Origin of the sequence: Streptomyces sp. CS113 (assembly GCF_002188365.1) — a bacterium.
Lineage (GTDB): Bacteria > Actinomycetota > Actinomycetes > Streptomycetales > Streptomycetaceae > Streptomyces > Streptomyces tendae.
Map to the genome: position 1 here is coordinate 7,751,477 of NZ_KZ195574.1, position 21,026 is coordinate 7,772,502.

Sequence of the window (21,026 nt, forward strand, 5' to 3'; positions counted from 1 at the left end):
CGCCCGCCCGCTCACCGCCCGGCGGCCGGCGCTGCTACTTGCTGAGCCACAGGTCGGGGCCGAACACCTCGTAGTGGATGGCCCTGGGGCTCAGCCCATGGGCGAGCAGGTCGGTGCGGACGGCCTTCATGAAGGACAGCGGCCCGCACAGGAACGCGGTGGTGCCGGGGACCGGGGACAGTCCCGTGAGGTCGGCCCAGCCCTCGTTGACGTGGTCCGCCGCGGCGTCCGGATGGTTCGCGGTGTCCTCGTACCACAGGTGCAGCGAGGCGTGCGGCAGCCGCTCGACGAGCGCGGTGAGTTCCAGCCGGTGCGCGTGGTGAGCGGGGGAGCGGTCCGCGTGGACGACGGTCACCGGACGGTCGGGCGCCGCGGTGGCCAGATGCTCCAGCATGGCGAGCATGGGGGTGACACCGATGCCCGCGGAGGCGAGCAGGAGCGGACCGTCGCCCTCGGGCAGCAGGAGGTCACCGAAGGGCAGGGACACCCGCAGGACGTCACCGGGGCGCGCGTGGGTGTGCAGCCACGTGGAGACCTCCCCGTCCGGCACCTGCCCGTCCAGGGAGCGCTCGCGCTTCACGGTGAAGCGCCAGGTCCCGCCGCCGGGAGCGCTGGAGAGGCTGTACTGCCGTATCTGGTGTGCTCCGTCCGGCAGTTCGGCCCGCACGCTGACGTACTGGCCGGGGACGAAGGGGCGGGTGGGTGAGCCGTCGGCGGGACGCAGGACGAAGGAGGCCGTGTCCGGGGTCTCCTCGTGGCGTTCGACGATCTCCATGCTCTGCCACACGGAGCCGTCCTCGACGTCGGCCCGGGCGTACAGACGCGCCTCCATGGCGATGAGGGCGTTCGCCATGAGCCAGTACACCTCGTCCCAGGCGGCCGCCACCGCCGGGGTCACGGCGTCGCCGAGGACCTCCGCGACGGCCGCGAGGAGGTGGCGGCCGACGAGGGTGTACTGGTCGGACGTGATGCCCAGTGACGCGTGCTTGTTCGCGATGCGGCCGAGTACCGCGTCGGGGCGCTCGTCCGGGTGCTTCACGAGCGCGGTCGCGAAGGCGGCGACGGCACCGGCCAGCGCCTCGCGCTGGACGCCGCTGGCCTGGTTCGCGCGGTTGAACAGGTCGCGCAGGAGCTCGGGACGCTCCTCGAACATGCGGCGGTAGAACAGGTCGGTGATCGTACCGAGAGAGGCTCCGACGGCGGGGAGCGTGTCGCGGACGATCAGGGCCGACTGACTGGAGAGCATGCCTACTCCAAACTGGGATCTCAGATGCTTGTTATCCGACGTGCCGCGGTCCGTCTGTGCGGCCCGTCCTGTCAGTGAGACCGGACAGCGGCCGGACTTGTGACGCCGTGTCAGGAACCGGCCGCCGACGGACGACGGGCAAGCTGGAGACCGGACCGCCGGAGCTATGAGTTCCGCGGTCCGCGGACGACCCCCTGGGCCTGCAGGAACGCGAGGACGGAGGCGTCGAACCGGGCGGGCTGTTCGAGGTGCGCGAGGTGCCCGGCCTCCTCCAGGACCGTCAACTCGGCCTTGAACAGGCCCTCGTGCAGCAGGGCGGCCCACCGTGGCCCGCAGATGAAGTCGTGACGGCCCGCCAGGACCAGGGCCGGCGGGGTGAGGAGGGGCAGTTCGTCCCGGACGTCGAAGGGAGGTTCCTCCCCGAGGGAGGGGGACGCGTACATGCGCAGCGTCCGACGGGCGGGCGCGAACTCGGCTTCTCTGCCCCAGTAGTCGTGGAGATAGGCCGGCATCAGTGTGCGCAGGACGGCGGTGGCGCCGTCGTCGTCCAGCAGACCGAGAGGCGTGGTGAGGGTGGCGGCGTAGTCCGCGACCTCCGGATGGTCTTCGACGTGGTCCTTCACGAACCGTTCCATGGCGGTGACTGCCGCCGACCAGAACTCCTCGTCCGCGACCGGTGAGGTGTCGTAGAGAACGAGGGCGGTGACCTGTGCGGGATGGTCGAGGGCGTACCGCTGGGCCACGAAACCACCGTGGGAGTGACCGAGCAGGGCGAACCGCGGCACGTTCAGGTGCTGGACCACGGCGTGCAGGAAGTGCGCGTACGTGGCCACGGTGTAGTCGCGTGGATCCGGGAGCCGACCGGAGTCGCCCGTGCCGACCGGTTCGACGTAGACCATGGTCAGGGAGTCCTCGAGACCGGGCATGCGCAGGTACTCCCAGCCGATGCCCGGTCCGCCCGAATGAGCCAGGCACACGGGGCCCGAGCCTGCGACGTGGTAGCGCAGTGCGACGCGGGCGGAACCGTGTGGAACGGTGATCGTGTGCGTGCCGGGAGACAGGGGAGCGGAGGGGTCTTCGGGTGTGCGCGGGAGAGTCCCCGGCCGATGCGTGTGCTTCACGTCGTCCCATGATCCGTGCGGGGCGGCAACCCCGCAAGGAACAACACAACGAGTGATCACACTGTTATGCACTGCATCATGACCGAGTGACGCCTCGCCGTCCCCTCTCTCGCGAGCGAGAGATACGATGGTGTGACACGATCTGCCGCACGCCCGGGCGCCACCACGGTGGCCTCCCGCGAGGCGGTGGCCGCGGCGTCGTGGGCATGAGGCGGCACACCTATGGCTGGAGCACACCATGGATGCGAAGGACGAGGCCGAGCGCGGCCTGACGGTCATTCAGGACTACCTGTACTGGGACTCCCACCGCCGGGCCGCTCACCACCGCGCGGCGGAGTTCGCCGCACACGTGCCCGGACTCAGCGAAGAACAGAAGACCGACCTGGAGTGGTGGTACGTGGAGGAGCAGATCAGGGTCTCCCGCGCCATCGCCCATCACCTCACCGAGCAGATCACGATGGTGGAGGCGCGGCACGCCAGGCGCTACGCCCGGCTGCGCCGGATGTCCCGCGCGGCGCTGGCCGGACTCGCGGCGACCGTGATCGTCCTGGTCGTCGCCCTCGTCCTGGTGGCGGTGGGCTGAGCGGCTCGGCCCCGCCGCGTCCGCCGGCTCACTCCGCCGCCTCGAGGATGAGCAGCAGTTTGCGCAACGCGCCGACGACGACCACCCGCTCCCGCGCGTCGAGCACGGCCAGCAGCTCACGCTCCACGGCCAGGTGACCCTCCAGCCGGCGGTCGAACTCCTCCCGCCCCTGCGCCGTCAGGCTGACCAGTGAGCGCCGCCGATCGTCGGGTGACGCGGTCCGGACGATCCAGCCGTCCCGCTCCAGCCGGTTGAGGCGGCCACTGAGACCGGCCGAGGAGACCACGAGGTGCCGCATCAGCTGCCCCGGCGTCAGGGCGTGCCCGGGCGCCGCCCGGCGCAGGGTCTGCAACAGGTCGAAGTCCCCGACGTTGGTGATGGTCCTGCCGGGCTGACGGCGCAGCCGCTCCTCGAACAGTTCCTCGGCCAGGCGGGCCGCGCGCAGCAGTCGCGCGAGTACCTCGCTGGAGGAGACGTCCACGGCCGGCCGGTGTTCCTCCCACTGACGCAGCATGGCATCCACACTGTCCCCACGATCCGGGCCCGGTTCGACCGCGGACCGCGGCGCGGGCTCCTCCGCTGAGGGGGAGAGGTTCGGAGACACGCACGGGTCGTTCACGACTACCAGTATGGAGCGCCGGAGGCGCCTTTTCGTCCAGCCGGTGAGCCACTCGCGCTCACACTGTTATGGAGGACGATGGAGACGGCTACGACGGTGTCATCGGAGCGTGTGAACGTGAGGTAGAATCATCACAGTGTTCACGGCGTTGGGTTGGACACCCCACACACGGCGCCGGGAATGCTCCCCTGCCATCTAGAGCCTGGCGGGGGTACTGTGCCCCGGGCGCCCACCGATCCCCCGCGAGTCGGCGTCCGGGGCCAGTCTCGTTGGCCGGAGGGAACTGCCGGGATCATCCGGCGCGGTAGAGGCCTCGGCCGCTGCGCCGGACCCGCGAGGTGCCGACGAGCCGGTCGAGCGTGCTGCGGACGGCGTTGATGCTGCCGCTGTCGGTGGCCCGCCCCAAGGCCACCGCCACGTCCCGGGCACGCACGTCGGCGTCGCCGACCCCCGCGAAGTACTCCAGGATCTGTTCGGTCAGCCTGCCGTACGTGCGCTCCGTGCCGGCTCTCGGCCGGGTCGCGGCCCGCGCGGGACCAGGGGCGCGGCGCCGGGCAGTGCCGCCGGTGGTCCCGGGAGCGGTCGCGGGCGCGGCCTCGGAGGCCGGGGCCGCCGCGGTGGACGCCATGACGACTTCCAGAGCGCCCAGTGCCCGTTGCACGGTGCCGAGATGAGCGACGACGGCGGCCAGTTCCCTCTCCAGCGCCCGCCTCTGAAGCTCCAGACGGCTGAGATCGGCCTGGAGGCTCTCAGCCGTCACTTCGATGTCACGTGTCGAGCGAGATGCCGGAACCATGTTTTCCTTCAAGGAGTGCTGGAACGTCGTCATCGGGTGGGTCCCATGGTCACCGTGATGAAGATGTGATGGCGATGTGAGGGAAGCTCACCTGACAATTGTTGCCACTGACACGTGGAAAGCGCAACGGGTGAGCGCACAGTGGGCACCGAGTCCCCGGCCAGTGGCGCCTTCCGGCGGCCTCTTCACACGTGCCGGACCGCTCCGTTTCCGTCGGCGGGCGGGTGGGGGCGATTCCACCCGCGCAGCTTGTCGGGGTTCAGCACGGCCCACACGTGTGTGACGCGCCGGCCGGTGATGTCGAAGCTGATCACGGCGGCGACCCGGTCGTGGTGGCGCACGACGATCGCGGTGCGACCGTTGGCCGCCTGGAGGTGGAGGACGGTGCGGGGGCGCGGGGCGAGGAGCGTGAGGAGGGTCCGGGCGACGTGCTGGTCGCCGTGCACCGGCCTGGTCAGAGCACGGATCTTGCCTCCGCCGTCGAAGAACGCGATGGCGTGCCGAGACAGCAGGGACACCAGATGCCGCGCGTCGTTGAGCACGCAGGCCTGCCGGACGGCACGGACGATCCTGTCGTGCTGGTCCGACGGGGTGGGACGCGTGCCGTCGGCACGCAGGCTGCGGCGGGCGCTCTCGGCCAGCTCGGCGCACTCGTGCGGGGTCCGCCCGACGATGTCGGCGACCGTCCGAGGGGGCATGGCGAAGACGTCGTTGAGTACGAAGACCGCTCGTTCGGACGGGGAGAGCGCGTCCAGGGCGTTGAGCAGGACGTCGCTGACCTCCTTCGACAGTGCCCGGTCGGGCTCGATGCCGATGCCGTCGCCCGCCTCGTCCGGGCCCGGCAGCCGGCCCGCGGGTGCGGACAGGCGCGCCAGACAGATGGTGCCCGTGTTCTTGGTCAGCCAGACACGCGGTTCGCTGATGCCCGACCGCTCGGCGTCGGTCAGGCCGTACCACCGCCGGTAGGTCTCGGTGACGGCATCCTCGGCCGTCGTCCCGGCGCCCAGCATCCAGCGAGCGACGTCGATCAGATGCTGTCGCTCGTCCAGCAGCTCCGCGAGCGGTGTCGTGTCACCGGTTCCACCCATGAGGTGTCCTTCCTCTACCGGCACCACAACGCCACCACCGCGGTCGGCTGGCCGTGCCCTCGGCAGAGCAGACCGCACAAGCACGGATCATGTGACAACAGGAGACCGCGACAGAGGCGGAAACAGAGGCGGAAACGGAGTCGGAGGCGTGACGGAGACGGAGGTGGAGAGGGCGGCGCAGGTGGCGAGGACGGCGGAGACGAAAGGGCGATACAACCGTGTGACACCATGAGATGTCGCCGACCGCACGCGACCACGTCCCACCGACGAAAGGGTCCACCATGCCCGCGATCCTGATCCACGGCGTTCCCGACACCCACCATGTGTGGGACGGTGTGCGCGGTCATCTGACCAGATCCGACGTGGAAGCCTGGGACCTGCCCGGCTTCGGCGCCGAGCGCCCCGCCGGCTTCGGTTCCACCAAGGAGGAGTACGTCGACTGGCTCGTGCGGCGACTGGAGCGGGTCGGTGAGCCGGTGGACCTGGTCGGGCACGACTGGGGTTGCATCCTCACCCTCCGCGTCGCCTCCCTGCGCCCCGACCTCGTCCGCACCTGGGCCGGAGGCAACGGGCCGGTCAACGCCGGGTACGTCTGGCATCCGCTGGCCAGGATCTGGCAGGACCGGGTCGAGGGCGACCGGTACATGGCCGAACTGCGTGCCGAGCCCTTCGCCGAGGAGGTGGCGGCCGGCTTCGACGTACCCCTCCACCTGGCCAGGGAGATGGCGAGCCGCGTGGACGAGCCGATGAAGGACTCGGTGCTCAGGCTGTACAGGTCGGCGCTCACCATGGGAGCGGAGTGGGAGCCGGAGCTGTCCGCGGTGTCCGCGCCGTCCGTCGTCTTCTGGGGAGCCCGGGACCCCGCCTGCCAGATCGAGTTCGGACGCCGGCTGGGTGACTCCCTGCACTCCAGCGAGGTGGTCGAGATGGACTGCAACCACTGGCCGGTGCTCCAGCGCCCGGCGGAGGTCGCGGAGATCCTGGAGAAGCACTGGAGCGCGCACGCCGCCGCCTGAGGGCCGGGCGGGGACGCCGGGACCGGTGCCGGTGCTGTCACACGGGGCGGTGCCGGCCGGTCTTGAAGGGTGAAACCAAGAGAAACAGAGGACACCGTGCGTGAGATCCTGATCGTCGGCGGCGGGTACGCGGGCTTCTACACCGCGTGGGGCCTGGAGAAGAAGTTGCGGCGGGACGAGGCCCGGGTCACCGTCGTCGACCCGCGTCCGTACATGACGTACCAGCCGTTCCTGCCCGAGGTGGTCGCCGGGTCGGTGGAGGCCCGTCATGCCGCGGTCTCGCTCCGGCGGCACCTGCACCGCACCCGGCTGATCGCGGGTTCGGTCACCGAGATCCGCAACAGCGCGCACACGGTGACGGTCCGGCCGCCGTCCGGACCGGAGTTCGACCTCCACTACGACATACTGGTGATGACCGCGGGAGCCGTCACACGCACCTTCCCGATCCCGGGACTGAGTGACCAGGCGTACGGGCTCAAGCACGTCGAGGAGGCCGTGGCGATCCGCGACCGGCTGCTCACCTCCTTCGACCGCGCGGCGACCCTGCCCCACGGGCCCGAACGCCGTCGGCTGCTCACCGCAACCGTCGTCGGTGGCGGCTTCTCCGGGGTCGAGGGTTTCGGTGAACTGCTCAGCCTGGCCTCCGCGTTGCTCAAGCACTATCCCGAGATCGGGGCGGAGGAACTCGCCTTCCACCTGGTCGAGGCACGGGGGCGCATCCTGCCCGAGGTCACCGACGAGCCGGGGGAGTGGGTGGTGCGCTCGCTGGAGAAGCGGGGTGCGCGGGTGCATCTGAACACCCAGCTCGTCTCCGCGAAGGACGGACGCGTGGTGCTGTCGGACGGATCGGAGTACGACTCGGAGCTGCTCGTGTGGACGGCGGGCAACGCCGCCAACCCGATCGTGCACAACCACACCGACCTCCCCGTCGACGCACGAGGTCTGCTGATGGTGCGCGCGGATCTCCGCGTCGGGACGGAGAACGAGGTCGTGGCGGACGTGTGGGCGGCCGGTGACGACGCCTCCGTACCCGATCTCGCCGCCGGCCGGCCGGACGCCCGTACGGTGCCCAACGCCCAGCACGCCGTCCGTCAGGGCAAGCTGCTGGCGAAGAACATCCTGGCGTCACTGCGCGGCAGGCCCGTCAAGGACTACGTGCACCACAGTCTCGGCGTGGTGGCCACCCTCGGGCTGGGCCGTGGCATCTTCCAGTACCGGCGTCTGGTCATCAAGGGATTCCCGGCGTGGCTGATGCACCGTGGCTACCACGTGCTGGCCGTACCGAGCTGGGAGCGCAAGGCACGGGTGTTCGCCGTCTGGGTGACCGCCGCCTTCTTCGGCCGCGACGTCATCTCCCTCGCCTCGGTCCAGCACCCGAGGGAGGCCTTCGTCTCCAGCGGTGACCCACGGCGAGGCGAGAAGTCCGCGGAGGCGGACGCGGACGCCGTCGCCGGATGACTCCCAGCGGGCTCCGTGGACCCCGGGGACACGGCAGGGCGGCTCAGCGCTTGGCGGCGCGGTACAGACCGCGGCCCACCCGGCGGACACGGGACTGGCCGACCAGACGGTCGAGCGTGCTCCGGACCGCGTTGATGCTGCCGCTGTCGGTGTCGCGGCCCAGCGCGGACGCCACATCCCTGGCCCGGACATCGGTGTTTCCGGCGTCCGCGAAGTAGGCCAGGATCTGCTCGGTCAGCTTGCCGTACGACTTCGAGCCGTCGGCGTCACCGGCGCCGGAGGCGTCCTCCGCACGGTCCCCGTCACCGTCATTGGCACCGTCCTGCGCCTCGTCGGCGGACGGCACGGGTGCGGAGGCGGGTGCCACCGGCGCCGGCGCCTCCGCGACCACGGCCGCCGGACGGGCCGCGGGGGCCGGGGGAACGGACTCCGGCATGAGGGCCTGAAGGGCGCTGAGGGCCCGCTGCACGGAGTCGAAGTGAGCGGCGACCGCGGCCAGTTCCCGCTCCAGTGCCTGCTTCTGGATCTCCAGCCGCGCCAGGTCCTCCTGGAGGCCCTCGGCGGTGATCTCGATGTTGCGAGCCTTGGGGGTCACGGAGACCATGCGTTCCTCTCGTTCTCACCCCTCGTTCCGGCGGGGCCGCCCGATGCGGGCTCCGTCACTCGGCCCGGCACCGGGGGCAGGATACCCGTACTGCCAGGAAACGGCCCACGTCGGGCGGCGAGCGCGGCGGACCGGCGGCGCGTCGACAGCGGTGTCCGCCGTGACGCGCCACCGGGCCCGCCCGTCCGCCGTGTCAGGCACGGCCCCGCTTCGAGCGGTCGGGCCCGGTGCCGCTCTTCCGCTCCTCGGGCGTTTCACCGTCGGTGGGCCCGGTCGCCGGGCGTTGCAGTCGCCGCAGGGTCTCGGAGACCGCGTCGATACGTGCGTCCACCGAGTCGATCGCCTCTCGGAGCAGGCTCAACCGCCCTTCGAGCAGGGCGGCCTCCGCCGCCAGCGACGCCGTGGCGGCGGCGGGATCGGTCTGCCGATCAGTGCTTCGGGACATCCCTCGTCCTTCCTCAGCTCGTGCCGTCGGCTCCTGAACCGTCGACATCGCATTGACCGGACAGTGACGAGCGCTGTGACAGCCCTTTGCGAGCCCGCGCGTCACCGCGGTGCGCAGCCGGACTCGAGGCGGCCGGCGGGTCCGGCGACGCAGGCTCCCGCCGCTGCGGCAGGCGTCAGGTGAGGCATGGTGAGGCATGCCGATTCTTTCCCGGAAGCGGGTGTGCGAGAGGCCGCCACGGGTAGGAGGGCCGCAGGGTTCGCCCGTACGACACAACTCGCTGACTGCCTGGACGCAACGTCGGACAGAGTGTGACCGTGTGAAGGCGGGTGGTGTTGTGCGGGTGGGAGTTTTCCGCGCAGTCCCGGGGGACATGGATGCGGCCGTTGCGGTGCCGCGGGTAACGTGGCGATGCGCGCGATGCGGGAACCGCATGCGGGAGGCGAGTCGTCACAAGGACGAGTCGTTCAGGAGGAGGAGACGGTATGGAGCCCGTGGTTGACACCATGCCGATCGGGGAGCTGCTCGACGAGCGGCGGCACCTGCTGGACGTCGCGCACTGGATGCTGGGCAGCGGCACTGTCGCCGAGGATGTCACCGACGAGGCGTACCGGGAGTGGTATGCGCTCCCCGAGCACCAGCGGGACCGAATAGGCGCCCCGCGGGCCTGGCTGACCCGTGTCGTGGGCAGCATCTCCCTGGCGCGGCTGGCCCTGTCCGATCGTGACCGGGGCCCCCAGGGTCCCGAGGGGAGCCGTGGAGCGTCCGGTCCGGCTCCGGAGGACGATCTCGACGCGCTGTGGGCCGGTGCGTTGGACGCGCTCACACCCGCCGAGCGAGCGGCCCTCGTACTCAACGAGGCCCTCGGCGGCGCGGCCGGAGAACCCGTGGGCACCGCGGGACCGGCAGGCTGGGACCGGCCGGGGCCGGTGGGCACCGAAACGTTGGACAGAGCCCGGCACAGCCTCCGGACCATGGCCGCACGCCCCACGCCACCGCGCGTCGAGGACGCACTGGTCGATGCCGTACGGCAGGCGTGCGCCGACGAGGACGCGGACCGTCTGACCACGCTGCTGGACCCCGACGCCGTCGCGTTCTACGACGGCGGGGGCAAGGTCCGCACACTGACACGGCCGGTCGTCGGCGGCCCACGGGTCGCCCAGAGTCTCGTGACCCTGCTGGCCCGGCACCCGCGCACCACTGTGCACACCCGCCCCGTCAACGGGCGCACGGGTCTCGTCGCACGCTACGACGGCCAGGTCGCCGCCGTGGTCTGCCTCGACCTGGCCGGCTCACGCGTCGTACAGGTGTGGGCCGTCCTCAATCCCGACAAGTTGCGCTCCTGGAACCGCCCGCGCGCCTGACCTGCCCCGTCCCGCGCCCGGCACGTCAGCAGTGCGCCCGGCACACCGCGTCAGCGGCCCGCTCAGACGCAGAGGGCCGCCGCGGACCGGTGACGGGTGCGGGATTGCAGGAAAGCGGCGATCTTGGCCGGGTTGAAGACCCACATCACCTGGTGGATGCCGCGGGACGTGGCCGCGACCGTCATGAAGGTGGCGGGCCGGCCGTCCCGGTGGATCAGGATGCCGCCGCGTCCGTTGGCCTCGACCGGTTCCGTCTCGACCGTGGGCCAGAACCGCGGGTGCGCGGTGGACAGGTTCGCCACGCGGGCACGGCCCAGGACGGGCACCCGCGCCGCTCCCCTGATGCCGTTGCCGTCGGACAGACTGACCGCGTTCGGGGTGAGCAGCGCCTCCAGTCGGGCGACGTCGCCCTGCCGGGCGGCGGCCACGAACGTCTGGAGCAGCGTCCGGTGCTCGGCCGCGTCGACGCTGTCCCGCTGGTCCTCGGTGAGGTGTTTGCGGGCCCGGCTCACGATCTTGCGGACGTTGACAGGGCTGAGGCCCAGGATGCGCGCGATGTCGGGGTAGGCGTAGTCGAATGCCTCCCTCAGGACGTAGGCGGCGCGCTCGGTCGGGGAGAGCCTTTGCAGCACCAGGAGCAGGGCGAGTTCCAGTGCCTCCGCCCGCTCGGCACCGACCTCCGGGTCGTTGCTGGTGTCGACGGGCTCCGGCAGCCACGGACCGATGTAGGTCTCGCGGCGGACGCGGGCGGACTGGGCCACGTTGATGGCCAGCCGGGTGGTGGTGCTCGACAGGAACGCCACGGGGCTGATCACGAGGGTGCGGTCGGTGCGCTGCCAGCGCAGCCACACTTCCTGGACGACGTCCTCGGCCTCCACCGCACTGCCCAGCACGCGGTAGGCGATGCCGAAGAGGCGGGGCCGGAGTTCGACAAAGACGGAAACGGCCTCGCTCAGGTCGCCTGCCACGGGGGTCGCCTCTGGATGCATGATCCCGGGTCTCCGTTTCTCTGTTGCCGGTGGGTGCGGAGGCGGTCGGACGACTCTTCGTCGTGACCGCCGGAGCGCTGGCCCGGCGTACTGAGGGATCGGCAGGGCGCGGTGCTCACCTTCGCTCCGGACGACCGGCGGCGCCGACGTTTCGTTACACCTTTGCGCGGACTTCTTTTACGGATCTTGCGGACCGGTGCACGGCCCTGCCCGGAGGCGGTCCCGCCGCGCCGGCACACGGCGCGGCGGGATGTCACATTCGCACCGACCGTCCGGTCTTCCAGAGAAAGCGGCGCTGCGCGACCCGAATTATTCCCGCAATACCTTGTTCGACGAGCCACCCCCCGAACCGGTATCCGTTTCTCATACAGGAGACAATTCATGGACTGGCGTGTAAGGGGCCTCTGCCTGACCGAGGACCCGGATCTCTTCTTCCCGATCGGCGGTCTCAACAGCGGGCCGGCGGCGATTCAGACGGACGAGGCGAAAGCGGTCTGCCGTCATTGCCCCGTCACGCGGCAGTGCCTGGCCTGGGCCGTCGATGTCGGGCCGGTCGAGGGGATCTGGGGAGGCACCACGGAAGGGGAGCGCCGCGCCCTGCGACGGCGCGCGGTGCGCGCGTCGCGCGCGACGGAGAGCGCCGCCTGAGCGGCCCGACGACGCGCGGGCGTCGGCCGGAGACCGATGCGATGTGCTGTCCGGAGACCGATGCGGTGCGTCGGCCGGAGACCGATGCGGGTGGGCGGGGATGCTCCACAGCCGGAGCCACCACCGCCCACCCGCATCGGTGTCCGTCAGGCCGCCGCCTCCTGCTCCGTCCGGATGGCCGAGATGTCCAGGGTCAGCGTCACCTTGTCGCTGATGAGCACACCCCCCGTGTCGAGCGGTGTGTTCCAGGCCAGCCCCCAGTCCGAACGCCGCAGGGTGGCGGAGCCCGCGAAGCCGACTCGGTGGTTGCCGAAGGCGTCGTCACCGGCCCCGCCGAAGACGACGTCGATGTCCAGGGGCAGTTCGATGTCCTTGATCCGCAGGCTGCCCGTGAGGCGGAACTCGTCGTCGCCGAGCGGGACGATGCCGGCGGAGTGGAAGGTCATCAGGGGAAACGTCGCGGAGTCGAAGAAGTCGGGCCCCGCGAGGTGGGCGTCGCGGTCCGCCGCGCCCGTGTCCATGCTGTCGGTCTGGACACTCACGTACGCCTTGGAACGGGACGGGTGGGAGCCGTCCAGTACGAGCAGGCCTTCGAACCGGTCGAACCGGCCGCGCACATTGGTGATCATGGCGTGCCGGACGGAGAAGCCGATCGTGCTGTGGACCGGGTCGATGGTGTAGGCACCGGTCACGGCCGGGTGCGCGCCGAGGACCGGGGCGGTGGTGTTGTCGCGTTGAATCATGAGGGTGGGTCGGCTTTCTGTGACGAGAGGGGCCTGCCGCGCCGCGGTGCGGACGACAGGCCCCCTGTGGTGGGTGCGGGCCCCGCTCGGGGACCCGCCCCCGACGACTCAGCGCTGCTGCGCGAGCCAGTCGGCGAACCGGGTCTCGGCGATGTGCGCGTCCGGGCCGGGGAGCAGCGTGGTCTCCTGCAACTCCGCGCCGAAGTACGGGGCGTGCACGTCGGTCACGACCTGGCGCGGGTCCTTCTTGGCGGCCAGCCCCTTGCGGATCAGCTCGTCGAGCTGGAACTCCTCGGGGCCGGCGACCTCCACCACCCCGCCCACGGGGGTGCCGACCGCGGTACGGCCGACGGCGGCGGCCACGTCGTCGGAGAAGATGGGCCGGATCTTGACCGGGGCCAGCCGGACGGTGTCACCGTCGGTCGCCGCCTCGGCGATGCCCTTCATGAACTCGAAGAACTGCGTGGCGTGCACGATCGAGTACGGGATGCCCGAGTCCTTGATCAGACCCTCCTGCGCCTGCTTGGCGCGGAAGTAGCCGCTGTCCTGGAGCCGCTCCGTGCCGACCACGGACAGCGCCACGTGGTGGGTCACACCGGCGTTCGCCTCCGCCTTGAGGAGGTTGGTGGTGGCGGTGCGGAAGAACTCCATGACGGCCTCGTCCTCGAAGGAGGGCGAGTTGGAGACGTCGATCACGACGGAGGCGCCGGTCAGGACCTCGGCCAGGCCCTCGCCCGTGAGCGTGTTGACACCGGTGTTGGGAGCGGCCGGCACCGCCTCGTGACCGTGCTCGTTGAGCTTGGCGACCAGCTTGGAACCGATCAGTCCGGTACCGCCGATGACTACGATCTTCATGTGAATGTCCTTTCGAGATGTGCGTTTTCGCCTGCACCAGACAAGACCGAATGCTCACCCGCTCTGTGACAAGGCGAACCGATGCATCGGTGTTCTGGCGTTTCCGGCGCTGCTGGAGTTCAGGTGTTCAGGCTTTCCGGTGCTCGGAAACCTGTTACTCGACGAGCTTTCCGTCGGTGGACACGTCCGCCATGAGGGAAGCGATCTCGTCCGGGACATCGGGAATGCGCTCGTGGGTGATTCCGGTCGTCGGCGACCAGACCAGGTTGACGCGGAACGCGGGGTCCATGTCGGGGAAGTCGCTGCGGTTGTGGCAACCACGGGTCTCCCGGCGTTCCAGTGCCGCTTCGAGGGTGGCGCGGGCCGCCAGGGCGGCCGACTTGAGGTCGAAGGCGTGGGCGAGGTCCTGGAAGCCGGCGATGTCGGGATGGACGCCGACGTTCTGCATGCGCTTCTCGACGGCGTCCAGCTCCGCCAGGCCGGCGCGCAGGCCCTCTTCGTCCCGGACGACGCCGGCGTGCTCGGTCATGGTGTTGCGGATCGCGCGCTGGAGCGCCCGGACGTTCTCGGGGCCGTCCGCGGCCAGCAGCTCGTCGACCTCGGCACGTGCCTCGGCCACGGCGGTCGCGGACCGGGGCTGCGCGGTGAGGGACTCCGAGTAGGCCGCCGCGGCCTGGCCGGTGATACGGCCGTAGACGAGGAGTTCGATCAGGCTGTTGCCACCGAGGCGGTTGGCGCCGTGCAGACCGCTGGCGGCCTCGCCGATGGCGTACAGACCGCGGACGTCGGTGCTGTGGTCCTCGGGACGGACCCAGACGCCGCCCATCGAGTAGTGGGCCGTCGGGGCCACCTCGATGGGTTCACGGGTGATGTCGAGCATTTGCAGGTCGAGGAGCGTCTGGTAGACCCGGGGCAGCCGGTTCATGATCGTCTGGCGGGGCAGGTGGGAGACGTCGAGCCAGACCCCGCCGTTCGCGGTGCCCCGGCCCTCCTTGATCTCGGTGTACGAGGCGAGGGCCACCCGGTCGCGGGTGGACAGTTCCATGCGCTCGGGGTCGTAGCGGTTCATGTACCGCTCGCCGAGGGCGTTGCGCAGGATGCCTCCCTCACCGCGGGCGGCCTCGCTGACCAGGGTGCCCGCGGCGTTCTCCGGTTCGATGATGCCGGACGGGTGGAACTGCACCAGCTCGGGGTCGCGCAGGCGGGCCCCGGCCTCGACGGCCAGGCGGAAGGAGTCACCGGTGTTCTCGTCCCGGCGCGACGAGGTGCGCCGCCAGATGCGCGTGTGCCCGCCCGCCGCGAGGATCACGGCGTCCGCGTGGACGAGGTGGCGGGTGCCGTTGGTCAGGTCGAAGCCGTAGGCCCCGAAGACGGCACCGTCGTGGACCAGGAGACGCGTGATGTAGACGCTGTCGAGTACCGGGATGTCCAGCTGGACCGCGCGCCGGATCAGGGTGCGCTGGATCTCCAGGCCGGTGTAGTCGCCGGCGAAGGCGGTACGGCGGAACTTGTGGGCGCCGAAGAAGCGCTGCGAGATCCGGCCGTCCCCTTCACGGGCGAACGCCATGCCGTACCGCTCCAGGTCGTCGATGCCCAGGGCCGCGCCCTGGGTGACGATCTCCGCCGTACGGGGGTCGCCGAGCAGATAGCTCTCCTTGAGGGTGTCCGCGGCGTGCTGCTGCCAGGAGTCCTCGGGGTCCATCGTGGCCAGGGCCGCGTTGATGCCGCCGGCCGCCAGGGACGTGTGGGTGTCCTCTTTGGGACGCTTGCCGACGGCGATGACGTCGACGCCGGCCTCGGCCAGCTCGATCGCCGCCCGCAGGCCGGAACCGCCGGTACCGATCACCAGCACCGTGGTGGAAAGACGTTGTTCGGTGAGAGGCACGCTTGCTCCCGTCGCTCTGGGTGGTCACTGACTAGGACCACGTCGGGCGACGGTTTGTGACATCGGGGGCGCGCGCGTGTCACACCGTGCCGGGGTCCCCGGTCATCTGGACGAACCTGACGACCGTGCGACAAGGCGCCGGGGGATGTCCGACGGCCGAAGAGGAGAAGACGGATGACGTACGTCATCGCACAGCCCTGCGTCGACATCAAGGACCGGGCGTGTGTCACCGAATGCCCCGTGGACTGCATCTACGAGGGCGCGCGCACGCTCTACATCAACCCGGCGGAGTGCGTCGACTGCCATGCGTGCGAACCCGTCTGCCCGGTGGAGGCGATCTTCCACGAGGACGATCTGCCGGGGCACTGGGCGCACTACCTCGCCGTCAACGCGGAGTACTTCGCCGAGGCGGCTTCCCCGTCGCGCGCAGGACGTGACACGGCCGGCGACCACCCGGCGGTCGAGGCACTGCCCCCGCAGCACGGGCCGCACAAGAAAGAGATCTCCTTCTTCACCGTCCGCAAGGAGGAGGCGGCCGACGCGGATCTGTGGTTCCCCTCCTGACCGGCCGCCGCCACCGAGCGTGCCCGGTCAGGAGGCGAGTGTGATGGTGGTGGGCGTCCCTCTCCACGCCATGCGCGCGTACGGGCACAACGCGTCGGCCTTCCCGATCAGCTCGTCGGCCGTCGCGGGATCGACACCGGGCCACCGCACCACCAGATCGACGCGCAGCAGATAACCGCCGTCCTCCGGGTCCCGGCCGAAGGCGACGGTCGCCACGACGGAGATCGCCGCGGGGTCCAGCGCCTCCTGCCGGGCCAGCAGGCTGAGCGCGCCGTGGAAGCAGGCGGCGAAACCGGCCGCGAAGAGCTGCTCGGGGTTGGTTCCCCGGCCGTCACCGCCCAGCTCGGCCGGCATCCGCAGCTCGAGGTCCAAGGCCCCGTCGGCCGAGCGGGCGTGGCCGGAGGCCCGCCCGTGCGAGGCCGCACCACCGTGGACGGTCACCGTGGTGGTGTAGATGGGCGAGAACTCCTCCCCGTCGAAATCCTTCTCGGTCGACAGGGTGGGCAACTTGATCCGCTCGGTCACGGCAGGGCTCCGGTGTCGTCGTGGTACGCGGTCCCGGCAGACGTCCGGGACGACTGGATGACCGGTGAGCGACCGTTGTTGTGACGCCTGCCCGTCGGCGGCCGAGGACCTCCGACCGCAGGTCAGTCCCGCAGGGAGGCCACGTAGGGCGCCAGCTTGGCCGGGTTCATCACCCACATGAGCCGGTCGATGCCGTCCGCCGAGATGTCGGCGGTCAGCAGGGCGACGGCATCCTCGCCGGAGAGGACCAGGACGGCCGGCCGTCCGTTCGCCTCGACCCACCGGACCTGCGACTGCGGCCAGAACCGCGGAGCGAAGGCCACGAGGTAGTGCGAGACGTGCGGCAGCCCGATGACCGGGATCCTGGACGCGCCGCGGATCCCGTTGCCGTCCGTGTAGCTGACGACGTCGGCGGTGAGCACGTCCTCCAGGCCCGCCAGGTCGCCCGTCCGGGCCGCGGACAGGAAGACCTCCAGCAGCCGCCGGTGGGCTGTCGGGGTAACGGCCTCCTTGCGCTCGGCGGCCAGGTGCTTGCGGCCGCGGCTCACCAGTTGGCGGGTGTTGGCCTCGCTGGTCTCCAGGATCTCGGCGATCCGTCCGTAGGGGTAGTCGAACGCCTCCCGGAGCACGTAGGCGGCGCGCTCCACGGGGTTCAGCTTCTCCAGGAGCAGCAGGACCGCCATCTCCACGGCCTCGGCCCGCTCCGCGCCCAGGTGCGGATCCTGCGTGGTGTCGACGGGCTCGGGAAGCCAGGGGCCGACGTAGGACTCCCGGCGCACCCGCGCGGACTGGGCCACGTTGATCGCCAGCCGCGTGGCGACCGTGGTCAGGAAGGCGGCCGGTTCGTGCACCTTCGAACGGTCGGTGCTCTGCCACCGCAGCCAGGTGTCCTGCACGATGTCCTCGGCCTCCGCCGCGCTGCCCAGGACCCGGTACGCGATACCGAAGAGCTGCGGGCGCGCCGAGAGGAAGTCCTTCGTCGCCTGGTCAAGGGTGCCGGGTGGGGCGCCAGCGTGCATGGAACATCCCTTCTGGCCTCGTGCACCCCATGCTACAAGCGGGCGCCGACAGGCGTGTCGGCGGAGGGGCGCACGCGTGCGCACGGACCCCACGGGTGGCACACCGTGGCAACGGGGCACCGCCGGACACGCACGGGCGTCGGCAGCCCCCTGGTGTCCGGCCGTCCCGCCCCGGCCCCGCGGCCGCCCTCCCTGTCACGGATCGCTCGCGCACCCGGTCAGGACAGCGAACCGCCAGGGACCGGAAGGGGCACACCGTGTCGGACAGGACGCCGGCTCTCGATGCCGTGCACGGCATGCTGACGTTGCTGTTCGCCGCAGTGGCCCTGCACATGCTGTGGCACGCTGTCCGGTCCCCGGGCGGGGGCCGCCGTGACCGTGTGGACCTCGTCCTGCACTGCGCCATGGCGGCGGCCATGGCGGCGATGCCCTGGAGTCCCGGCCCGCCCCTGTCCGGCCGGGCCGCGACGGTGTTCTTCACCGCCGCCGCACTGTGGTTCCCGCTGACCGCCCGTACGACGGTGGTGCTCGCCGACCGGCTGACGTCCGCCGTCGGCATGGCGGCGATGGCCTGGATGTCGCGGCCCCCGTCCGGCGCCGTCCCGGTCTCCGCCTCCGCCCGGGAGACCGTGGCCGCCGCGGGCGGCCCGGCCGCGCACCACACCGCGGCCCACGGCCATGCCGCCGACGCCTCGACGACGGCGACCCTGGTCACCGTCGTACTGGCGGTGTATCTCCTCGGCTGCGCCCTGCGGTCGTTGACACGTCCCATGCCCGCACTGCGGACCGCCACGGACCACGCGCACCGCGCCGCCGCCGTGAACCCGTACGGGCACGTGCGCGACGGCGCGATGGCGCTGGGGACGGCCGTGATGCTGCTGCTGCCCCACTGACTCCGCCGTCACCCGATCCCGACCACGGCCTTGCCGCGCATCAGGAAGTCCGACAGGTAGCCGTCGTGGGGCACTCCCGGAGCCATCCAGTACGTCGGGTGGTCACCGGCGTACACGTTGGCGATGGAGGGTTCCGCCACCAGCGTGTCGAGCAGCGCACGGTCGCGGGAGAGGACCGAGAGCACGAGTGTCCCGCGCAGCGGGGCGATTCCGTCCGTGCGGCTCCAGGGCGCCACCCACACGCAGGGGAAGGGGAGTTCGGTCCCCAGCTGCGGGGCACCCGCGTCGGCGACCTGATGGACGGCCGGCCGCAGGACGGCGCTCCCGTCCCCGAGGTCGTCGACGACGCCGTCACCGCCGAGCCAGGCGCGGGTCCCCGCCGCCACCGACCTCAGGTAGGAGTCGACGGCCAGGGCCCGGTCCAGCGGGCACACCGGGAGAACCGCCCGGGTGTCCTGGGGCGGCAGACCGGGGAGTTGGGACAGGCGCGCCGCGAGGGCCTCCGCGAGCGGTGCCGGGTCGCCCTCGACGAGGACGGCGGTGGCGTTGACGCACGCGGTGCCGGCCTCGTCGGCGACGGAGGCGACGATCGTGTCCAGGTGCTCCCGCCAGTCCGTGTCCGCCGTGACGAGGATCTTCGTCCGGCCGGGCCCCTGGGGCAGCACCCGGGCGTCGTGGGCGTAGCGGGCGACGACGTCGTCACCGCCGTACACCACCGCACGGTCGGCGCCGCGGATCAGCGTCTGCGCGGTCCGGTGGTCCGTGGGCAGCAGCGCCAGCCGGTCCTGGCCGACGCCCGCCCGGTGCAGCGCGCCGACCAGGCGGTGCGGGGTGAACGGCTCGCGCCGCGACGGCCGCACGGCCACGCGGTAGCCGAGGGCCAGCGCCTCCAGCCACAGCCGGTGGACCCCCGGATGATTGCCGGAGGCGTTGACGGCGAACACCTCGCCCCGGCGGGCCCACACGGCGTGCCCGGCCCCGAGAACGGGGTCCGGGCGCTCCCGGACCGTGCCGCGCGGCCTGCCCTGCTCGGCGGAGGCCCGGGCGCGGGCGACGAACCTCGCCGTGCCGCGGGTCGCGTCGCGCACCACGGTCAGCGGGGTACCGGAGGTGCGGCTGACCAGGTACTCGTACTCGCGCACGCCCAGCCCGCCGACGGTGCCAGTGGCGAACTCCTCGGCGGCCGCTGCCAGCAGCGCGTCCAGGCCGTCCGCCGGGACCGGTGCGGCCTTGCGCAGCGCGGCCAGCGCCCGGTCGACGTACACCGGCGGCACCAGACTCAGCCGCGCCACCTCGGCACCGGACACATCCGTCACGGTGTCCGGGACACGGGTGCGGTAGGGACCGCGGGGGCCGAGGGCGTCCAGGTACACCGGCTCGGCGGCATCGGCGGCGGCCATCAGTACACGCCCTCGATCACGGTCTCGCCCTTCACCGTGGGCACCGGCGCCACGTCCGCCACGGCGTCGCCCGCGTGGCCGCCCACGGGCCGGACGCGCACGGCCGTGTCGCGCTCGGCGTTGTGGGGAATGAGCATCGACTTGCTGACGTGGCTGACGATCACCTGGCCGCGCTCGCCCACCGCGACGCGCTCCCCGGTGGCGGGGTCGACGACCGAGAGGAACACGTACGGCGACACCGGGTCGAAGACGCAGGGCTGCGAGGCGTCGAGACCGGGGCGTTCGAGCAGCGCCGTGAGCATCATGGTGTTGCCGTACATGCCGATCAGCGGCACCTCGGGGAAGACCTCCGTGGCCAGCAGGTGACGGGTGTCGGGGTCCATGTGGGTGCCGCCCCAGACGATGGCCCGGACCGAACCGTTGATCCGTTCCAGGAGGTCTTCCTCGCGGGCGAAGCGCTCCAGCAGGGGTGTGGTGGCGGCCAGCACACCGATGTCCTGGGTCAGCAGGATCCGCCGGCACTGTTCGACGAGGTGGTCGGTGTAGGCCTCGACCTCGTCGGCGCGGCCGGTGGCGATCAGCTTCCGCACCCACCGGGGGTCCATGTCGATGCTCAGTCCCGGGCCGCCGAGCGAGGCCGCCGCCCGTTGCAGCACGTCCCCCACCAGATGCGGACCCGTCGGCGCGACGGTCAGCCACTGGGCACCGACGGGCAGGCCGTGCTCCCGCAGCCGCCGGTCGACCTGTGCGGTGCTGTGCCGCATCCAGTCGTCGAGCTGGACGACCCGCTTGGGCGCCCCGGTCGTCCCGCCGCTGTCGAAGACGTTGAGCAGCCGGGCGTCGCCGCCGTAACCCCGGGGGATCAGGTCCGCCACCGGGACCTGGCGCAGTTCGTCGCTCAGGTCGGGGAAGAGTGCGAGGTCGTCCACGCCCTTGACGTCCCGGCGCGGATCGAAGGCGAGCCGTTCGGCCCGGTCCAGCCAGTAGCGGGAGCCGGTCTCCGGGTCGAAGTGCCAGCGCACGGCGGCGCGCACGAACGCGTCCGGATCCACGCCGTCGGACGGTCCGGCGTCCAGGACGGCGGGGGAGTCGTACATCATGAGGGGTCCTTCCTCGGCACGGGCACCGGCCCGTGCGGATGGGGGAGTCGCGACGGCGGCGAGAG

Annotated in this window: 22 protein-coding genes; 7 read left to right on the forward strand and 15 right to left on the reverse strand. The window is 71.4% G+C overall.

The window, feature by feature from the left end:
• Nucleotides 1-34: 34 nt before the first annotated feature.
• The gene (locus B9W62_RS34950) at nucleotides 35-1,246 is read right to left on the reverse strand and encodes a globin domain-containing protein (protein ID WP_087810916.1); all 1,212 of its coding nucleotides are present in this window, start codon (nucleotides 1,244-1,246) and stop codon (nucleotides 35-37) included.
• A 164-nt stretch (nucleotides 1,247-1,410) separates the two neighbouring features.
• On the reverse strand, nucleotides 1,411-2,367 hold the full coding sequence (locus tag B9W62_RS34955; protein WP_087810917.1) for an alpha/beta fold hydrolase: 957 nt from the start codon (nucleotides 2,365-2,367) through the stop codon (nucleotides 1,411-1,413).
• 238 nt (nucleotides 2,368-2,605) lie between these two features.
• Between B9W62_RS34955 and B9W62_RS34960 the strand changes: the two genes are divergently transcribed.
• Complete coding sequence (locus B9W62_RS34960; RefSeq protein WP_087810918.1) at nucleotides 2,606-2,950, forward strand: hypothetical protein; 345 nt, start codon at nucleotides 2,606-2,608, stop codon at nucleotides 2,948-2,950.
• A gap of 28 nt (nucleotides 2,951-2,978) precedes the next feature.
• Here the strand turns inward: B9W62_RS34960 and B9W62_RS34965 are convergent, their stop codons facing one another.
• The 3 genes from B9W62_RS34965 to B9W62_RS34975 all read right to left on the reverse strand — a co-directional run bounded on the left by B9W62_RS34965 (nucleotide 2,979) and on the right by B9W62_RS34975 (nucleotide 5,453).
• Nucleotides 2,979-3,464, reverse strand: a complete 486-nt coding sequence (locus B9W62_RS34965) for a MarR family winged helix-turn-helix transcriptional regulator (RefSeq protein WP_256976686.1) — start codon at nucleotides 3,462-3,464, stop codon at nucleotides 2,979-2,981.
• A gap of 397 nt (nucleotides 3,465-3,861) precedes the next feature.
• The gene (locus B9W62_RS34970) at nucleotides 3,862-4,398 is read right to left on the reverse strand and encodes a hypothetical protein (RefSeq protein WP_087810920.1); all 537 of its coding nucleotides are present in this window, start codon (nucleotides 4,396-4,398) and stop codon (nucleotides 3,862-3,864) included.
• Between the two features lie 152 nt (nucleotides 4,399-4,550).
• On the reverse strand, nucleotides 4,551-5,453 hold the full coding sequence (locus B9W62_RS34975; protein ID WP_087810921.1) for a sigma-70 family RNA polymerase sigma factor family protein: 903 nt from the start codon (nucleotides 5,451-5,453) through the stop codon (nucleotides 4,551-4,553).
• A gap of 233 nt (nucleotides 5,454-5,686) precedes the next feature.
• Here B9W62_RS34975 and B9W62_RS34985 point away from each other — a divergent pair, with 233 nt between their 5' ends.
• Both B9W62_RS34985 and B9W62_RS34990 read left to right on the forward strand, forming a co-directional pair.
• Nucleotides 5,687-6,469, forward strand: a complete 783-nt coding sequence (locus tag B9W62_RS34985; protein WP_087810923.1) for an alpha/beta fold hydrolase — start codon at nucleotides 5,687-5,689, stop codon at nucleotides 6,467-6,469.
• A gap of 96 nt (nucleotides 6,470-6,565) precedes the next feature.
• A complete protein-coding gene (locus tag B9W62_RS34990) occupies nucleotides 6,566-7,927 on the forward strand; it encodes an NAD(P)/FAD-dependent oxidoreductase (RefSeq protein WP_087810924.1) in 1,362 nt (453 codons plus the stop codon).
• Nucleotides 7,928-7,970: 43 nt separating this feature from the next.
• Here the strand turns inward: B9W62_RS34990 and B9W62_RS34995 are convergent, their stop codons facing one another.
• Nucleotides 7,971-8,531: a hypothetical protein gene (locus tag B9W62_RS34995; protein WP_087810925.1), complete on the reverse strand. Its 561-nt coding sequence runs from the start codon at nucleotides 8,529-8,531 to the stop codon at nucleotides 7,971-7,973.
• Between the two features lie 193 nt (nucleotides 8,532-8,724).
• Nucleotides 8,725-8,976: a hypothetical protein gene (locus tag B9W62_RS35000; protein ID WP_016327943.1), complete on the reverse strand. Its 252-nt coding sequence runs from the start codon at nucleotides 8,974-8,976 to the stop codon at nucleotides 8,725-8,727.
• Nucleotides 8,977-9,461: 485 nt separating this feature from the next.
• On the opposite strand from B9W62_RS35000, the gene B9W62_RS35005 reads away from it, so the two are divergent.
• The gene (locus tag B9W62_RS35005; RefSeq protein WP_087810927.1) at nucleotides 9,462-10,340 is read left to right on the forward strand and encodes a sigma factor; all 879 of its coding nucleotides are present in this window, start codon (nucleotides 9,462-9,464) and stop codon (nucleotides 10,338-10,340) included.
• Between the two features lie 62 nt (nucleotides 10,341-10,402).
• Here the strand turns inward: B9W62_RS35005 and B9W62_RS35010 are convergent, their stop codons facing one another.
• Entirely contained in the window at nucleotides 10,403-11,329 is a 927-nt protein-coding gene (locus B9W62_RS35010; RefSeq protein ID WP_256976687.1) for an RNA polymerase sigma-70 factor, read from the reverse strand.
• Nucleotides 11,330-11,710: 381 nt separating this feature from the next.
• On the opposite strand from B9W62_RS35010, the gene B9W62_RS35015 reads away from it, so the two are divergent.
• A complete protein-coding gene (locus B9W62_RS35015) occupies nucleotides 11,711-11,977 on the forward strand; it encodes a WhiB family transcriptional regulator (protein ID WP_003972036.1) in 267 nt (88 codons plus the stop codon).
• A gap of 146 nt (nucleotides 11,978-12,123) precedes the next feature.
• Here the strand turns inward: B9W62_RS35015 and B9W62_RS35020 are convergent, their stop codons facing one another.
• From B9W62_RS35020 to B9W62_RS35030, 3 genes are all read right to left on the reverse strand, one after another.
• Nucleotides 12,124-12,720: a YceI family protein gene (locus tag B9W62_RS35020; RefSeq protein WP_087810929.1), complete on the reverse strand. Its 597-nt coding sequence runs from the start codon at nucleotides 12,718-12,720 to the stop codon at nucleotides 12,124-12,126.
• A 108-nt stretch (nucleotides 12,721-12,828) separates the two neighbouring features.
• On the reverse strand, nucleotides 12,829-13,575 hold the full coding sequence (locus tag B9W62_RS35025) for an SDR family oxidoreductase (RefSeq protein WP_087810931.1): 747 nt from the start codon (nucleotides 13,573-13,575) through the stop codon (nucleotides 12,829-12,831).
• A 154-nt stretch (nucleotides 13,576-13,729) separates the two neighbouring features.
• Nucleotides 13,730-15,460 (reverse strand): L-aspartate oxidase, encoded by a 1,731-nt coding sequence (locus B9W62_RS35030; RefSeq protein WP_087810932.1) that lies wholly within the window; start codon nucleotides 15,458-15,460, stop codon nucleotides 13,730-13,732.
• A gap of 174 nt (nucleotides 15,461-15,634) precedes the next feature.
• Here B9W62_RS35030 and fdxA point away from each other — a divergent pair, with 174 nt between their 5' ends.
• Nucleotides 15,635-16,024, forward strand: a complete 390-nt coding sequence (gene fdxA / locus B9W62_RS35035) for a ferredoxin (protein WP_087810933.1) — start codon at nucleotides 15,635-15,637, stop codon at nucleotides 16,022-16,024.
• Between the two features lie 27 nt (nucleotides 16,025-16,051).
• Here the strand turns inward: fdxA and B9W62_RS35040 are convergent, their stop codons facing one another.
• Both B9W62_RS35040 and B9W62_RS35045 read right to left on the reverse strand, forming a co-directional pair.
• On the reverse strand, nucleotides 16,052-16,549 hold the full coding sequence (locus B9W62_RS35040; RefSeq protein ID WP_107424232.1) for an Ohr family peroxiredoxin: 498 nt from the start codon (nucleotides 16,547-16,549) through the stop codon (nucleotides 16,052-16,054).
• Between the two features lie 122 nt (nucleotides 16,550-16,671).
• Entirely contained in the window at nucleotides 16,672-17,568 is an 897-nt protein-coding gene (locus B9W62_RS35045) for an RNA polymerase sigma-70 factor (RefSeq protein ID WP_087810934.1), read from the reverse strand.
• Between the two features lie 257 nt (nucleotides 17,569-17,825).
• Between B9W62_RS35045 and B9W62_RS35050 the strand changes: the two genes are divergently transcribed.
• Nucleotides 17,826-18,461 (forward strand): DUF5134 domain-containing protein, encoded by a 636-nt coding sequence (locus B9W62_RS35050; protein WP_087810935.1) that lies wholly within the window; start codon nucleotides 17,826-17,828, stop codon nucleotides 18,459-18,461.
• Between the two features lie 8 nt (nucleotides 18,462-18,469).
• Here B9W62_RS35050 and B9W62_RS35055 read toward each other — a convergent pair whose 3' ends face one another.
• Nucleotides 18,470-19,861 (reverse strand): aldehyde dehydrogenase family protein, encoded by a 1,392-nt coding sequence (locus B9W62_RS35055; RefSeq protein WP_087810936.1) that lies wholly within the window; start codon nucleotides 19,859-19,861, stop codon nucleotides 18,470-18,472.
• Entirely contained in the window at nucleotides 19,861-20,961 is a 1,101-nt protein-coding gene (locus B9W62_RS35060) for an acyl-CoA synthetase family protein (RefSeq protein ID WP_087810937.1), read from the reverse strand. Before B9W62_RS35060 ends, B9W62_RS35055 begins: the two co-directional genes overlap by 1 nt.
• Nucleotides 20,962-21,026: the final 65 nt, after the last annotated feature.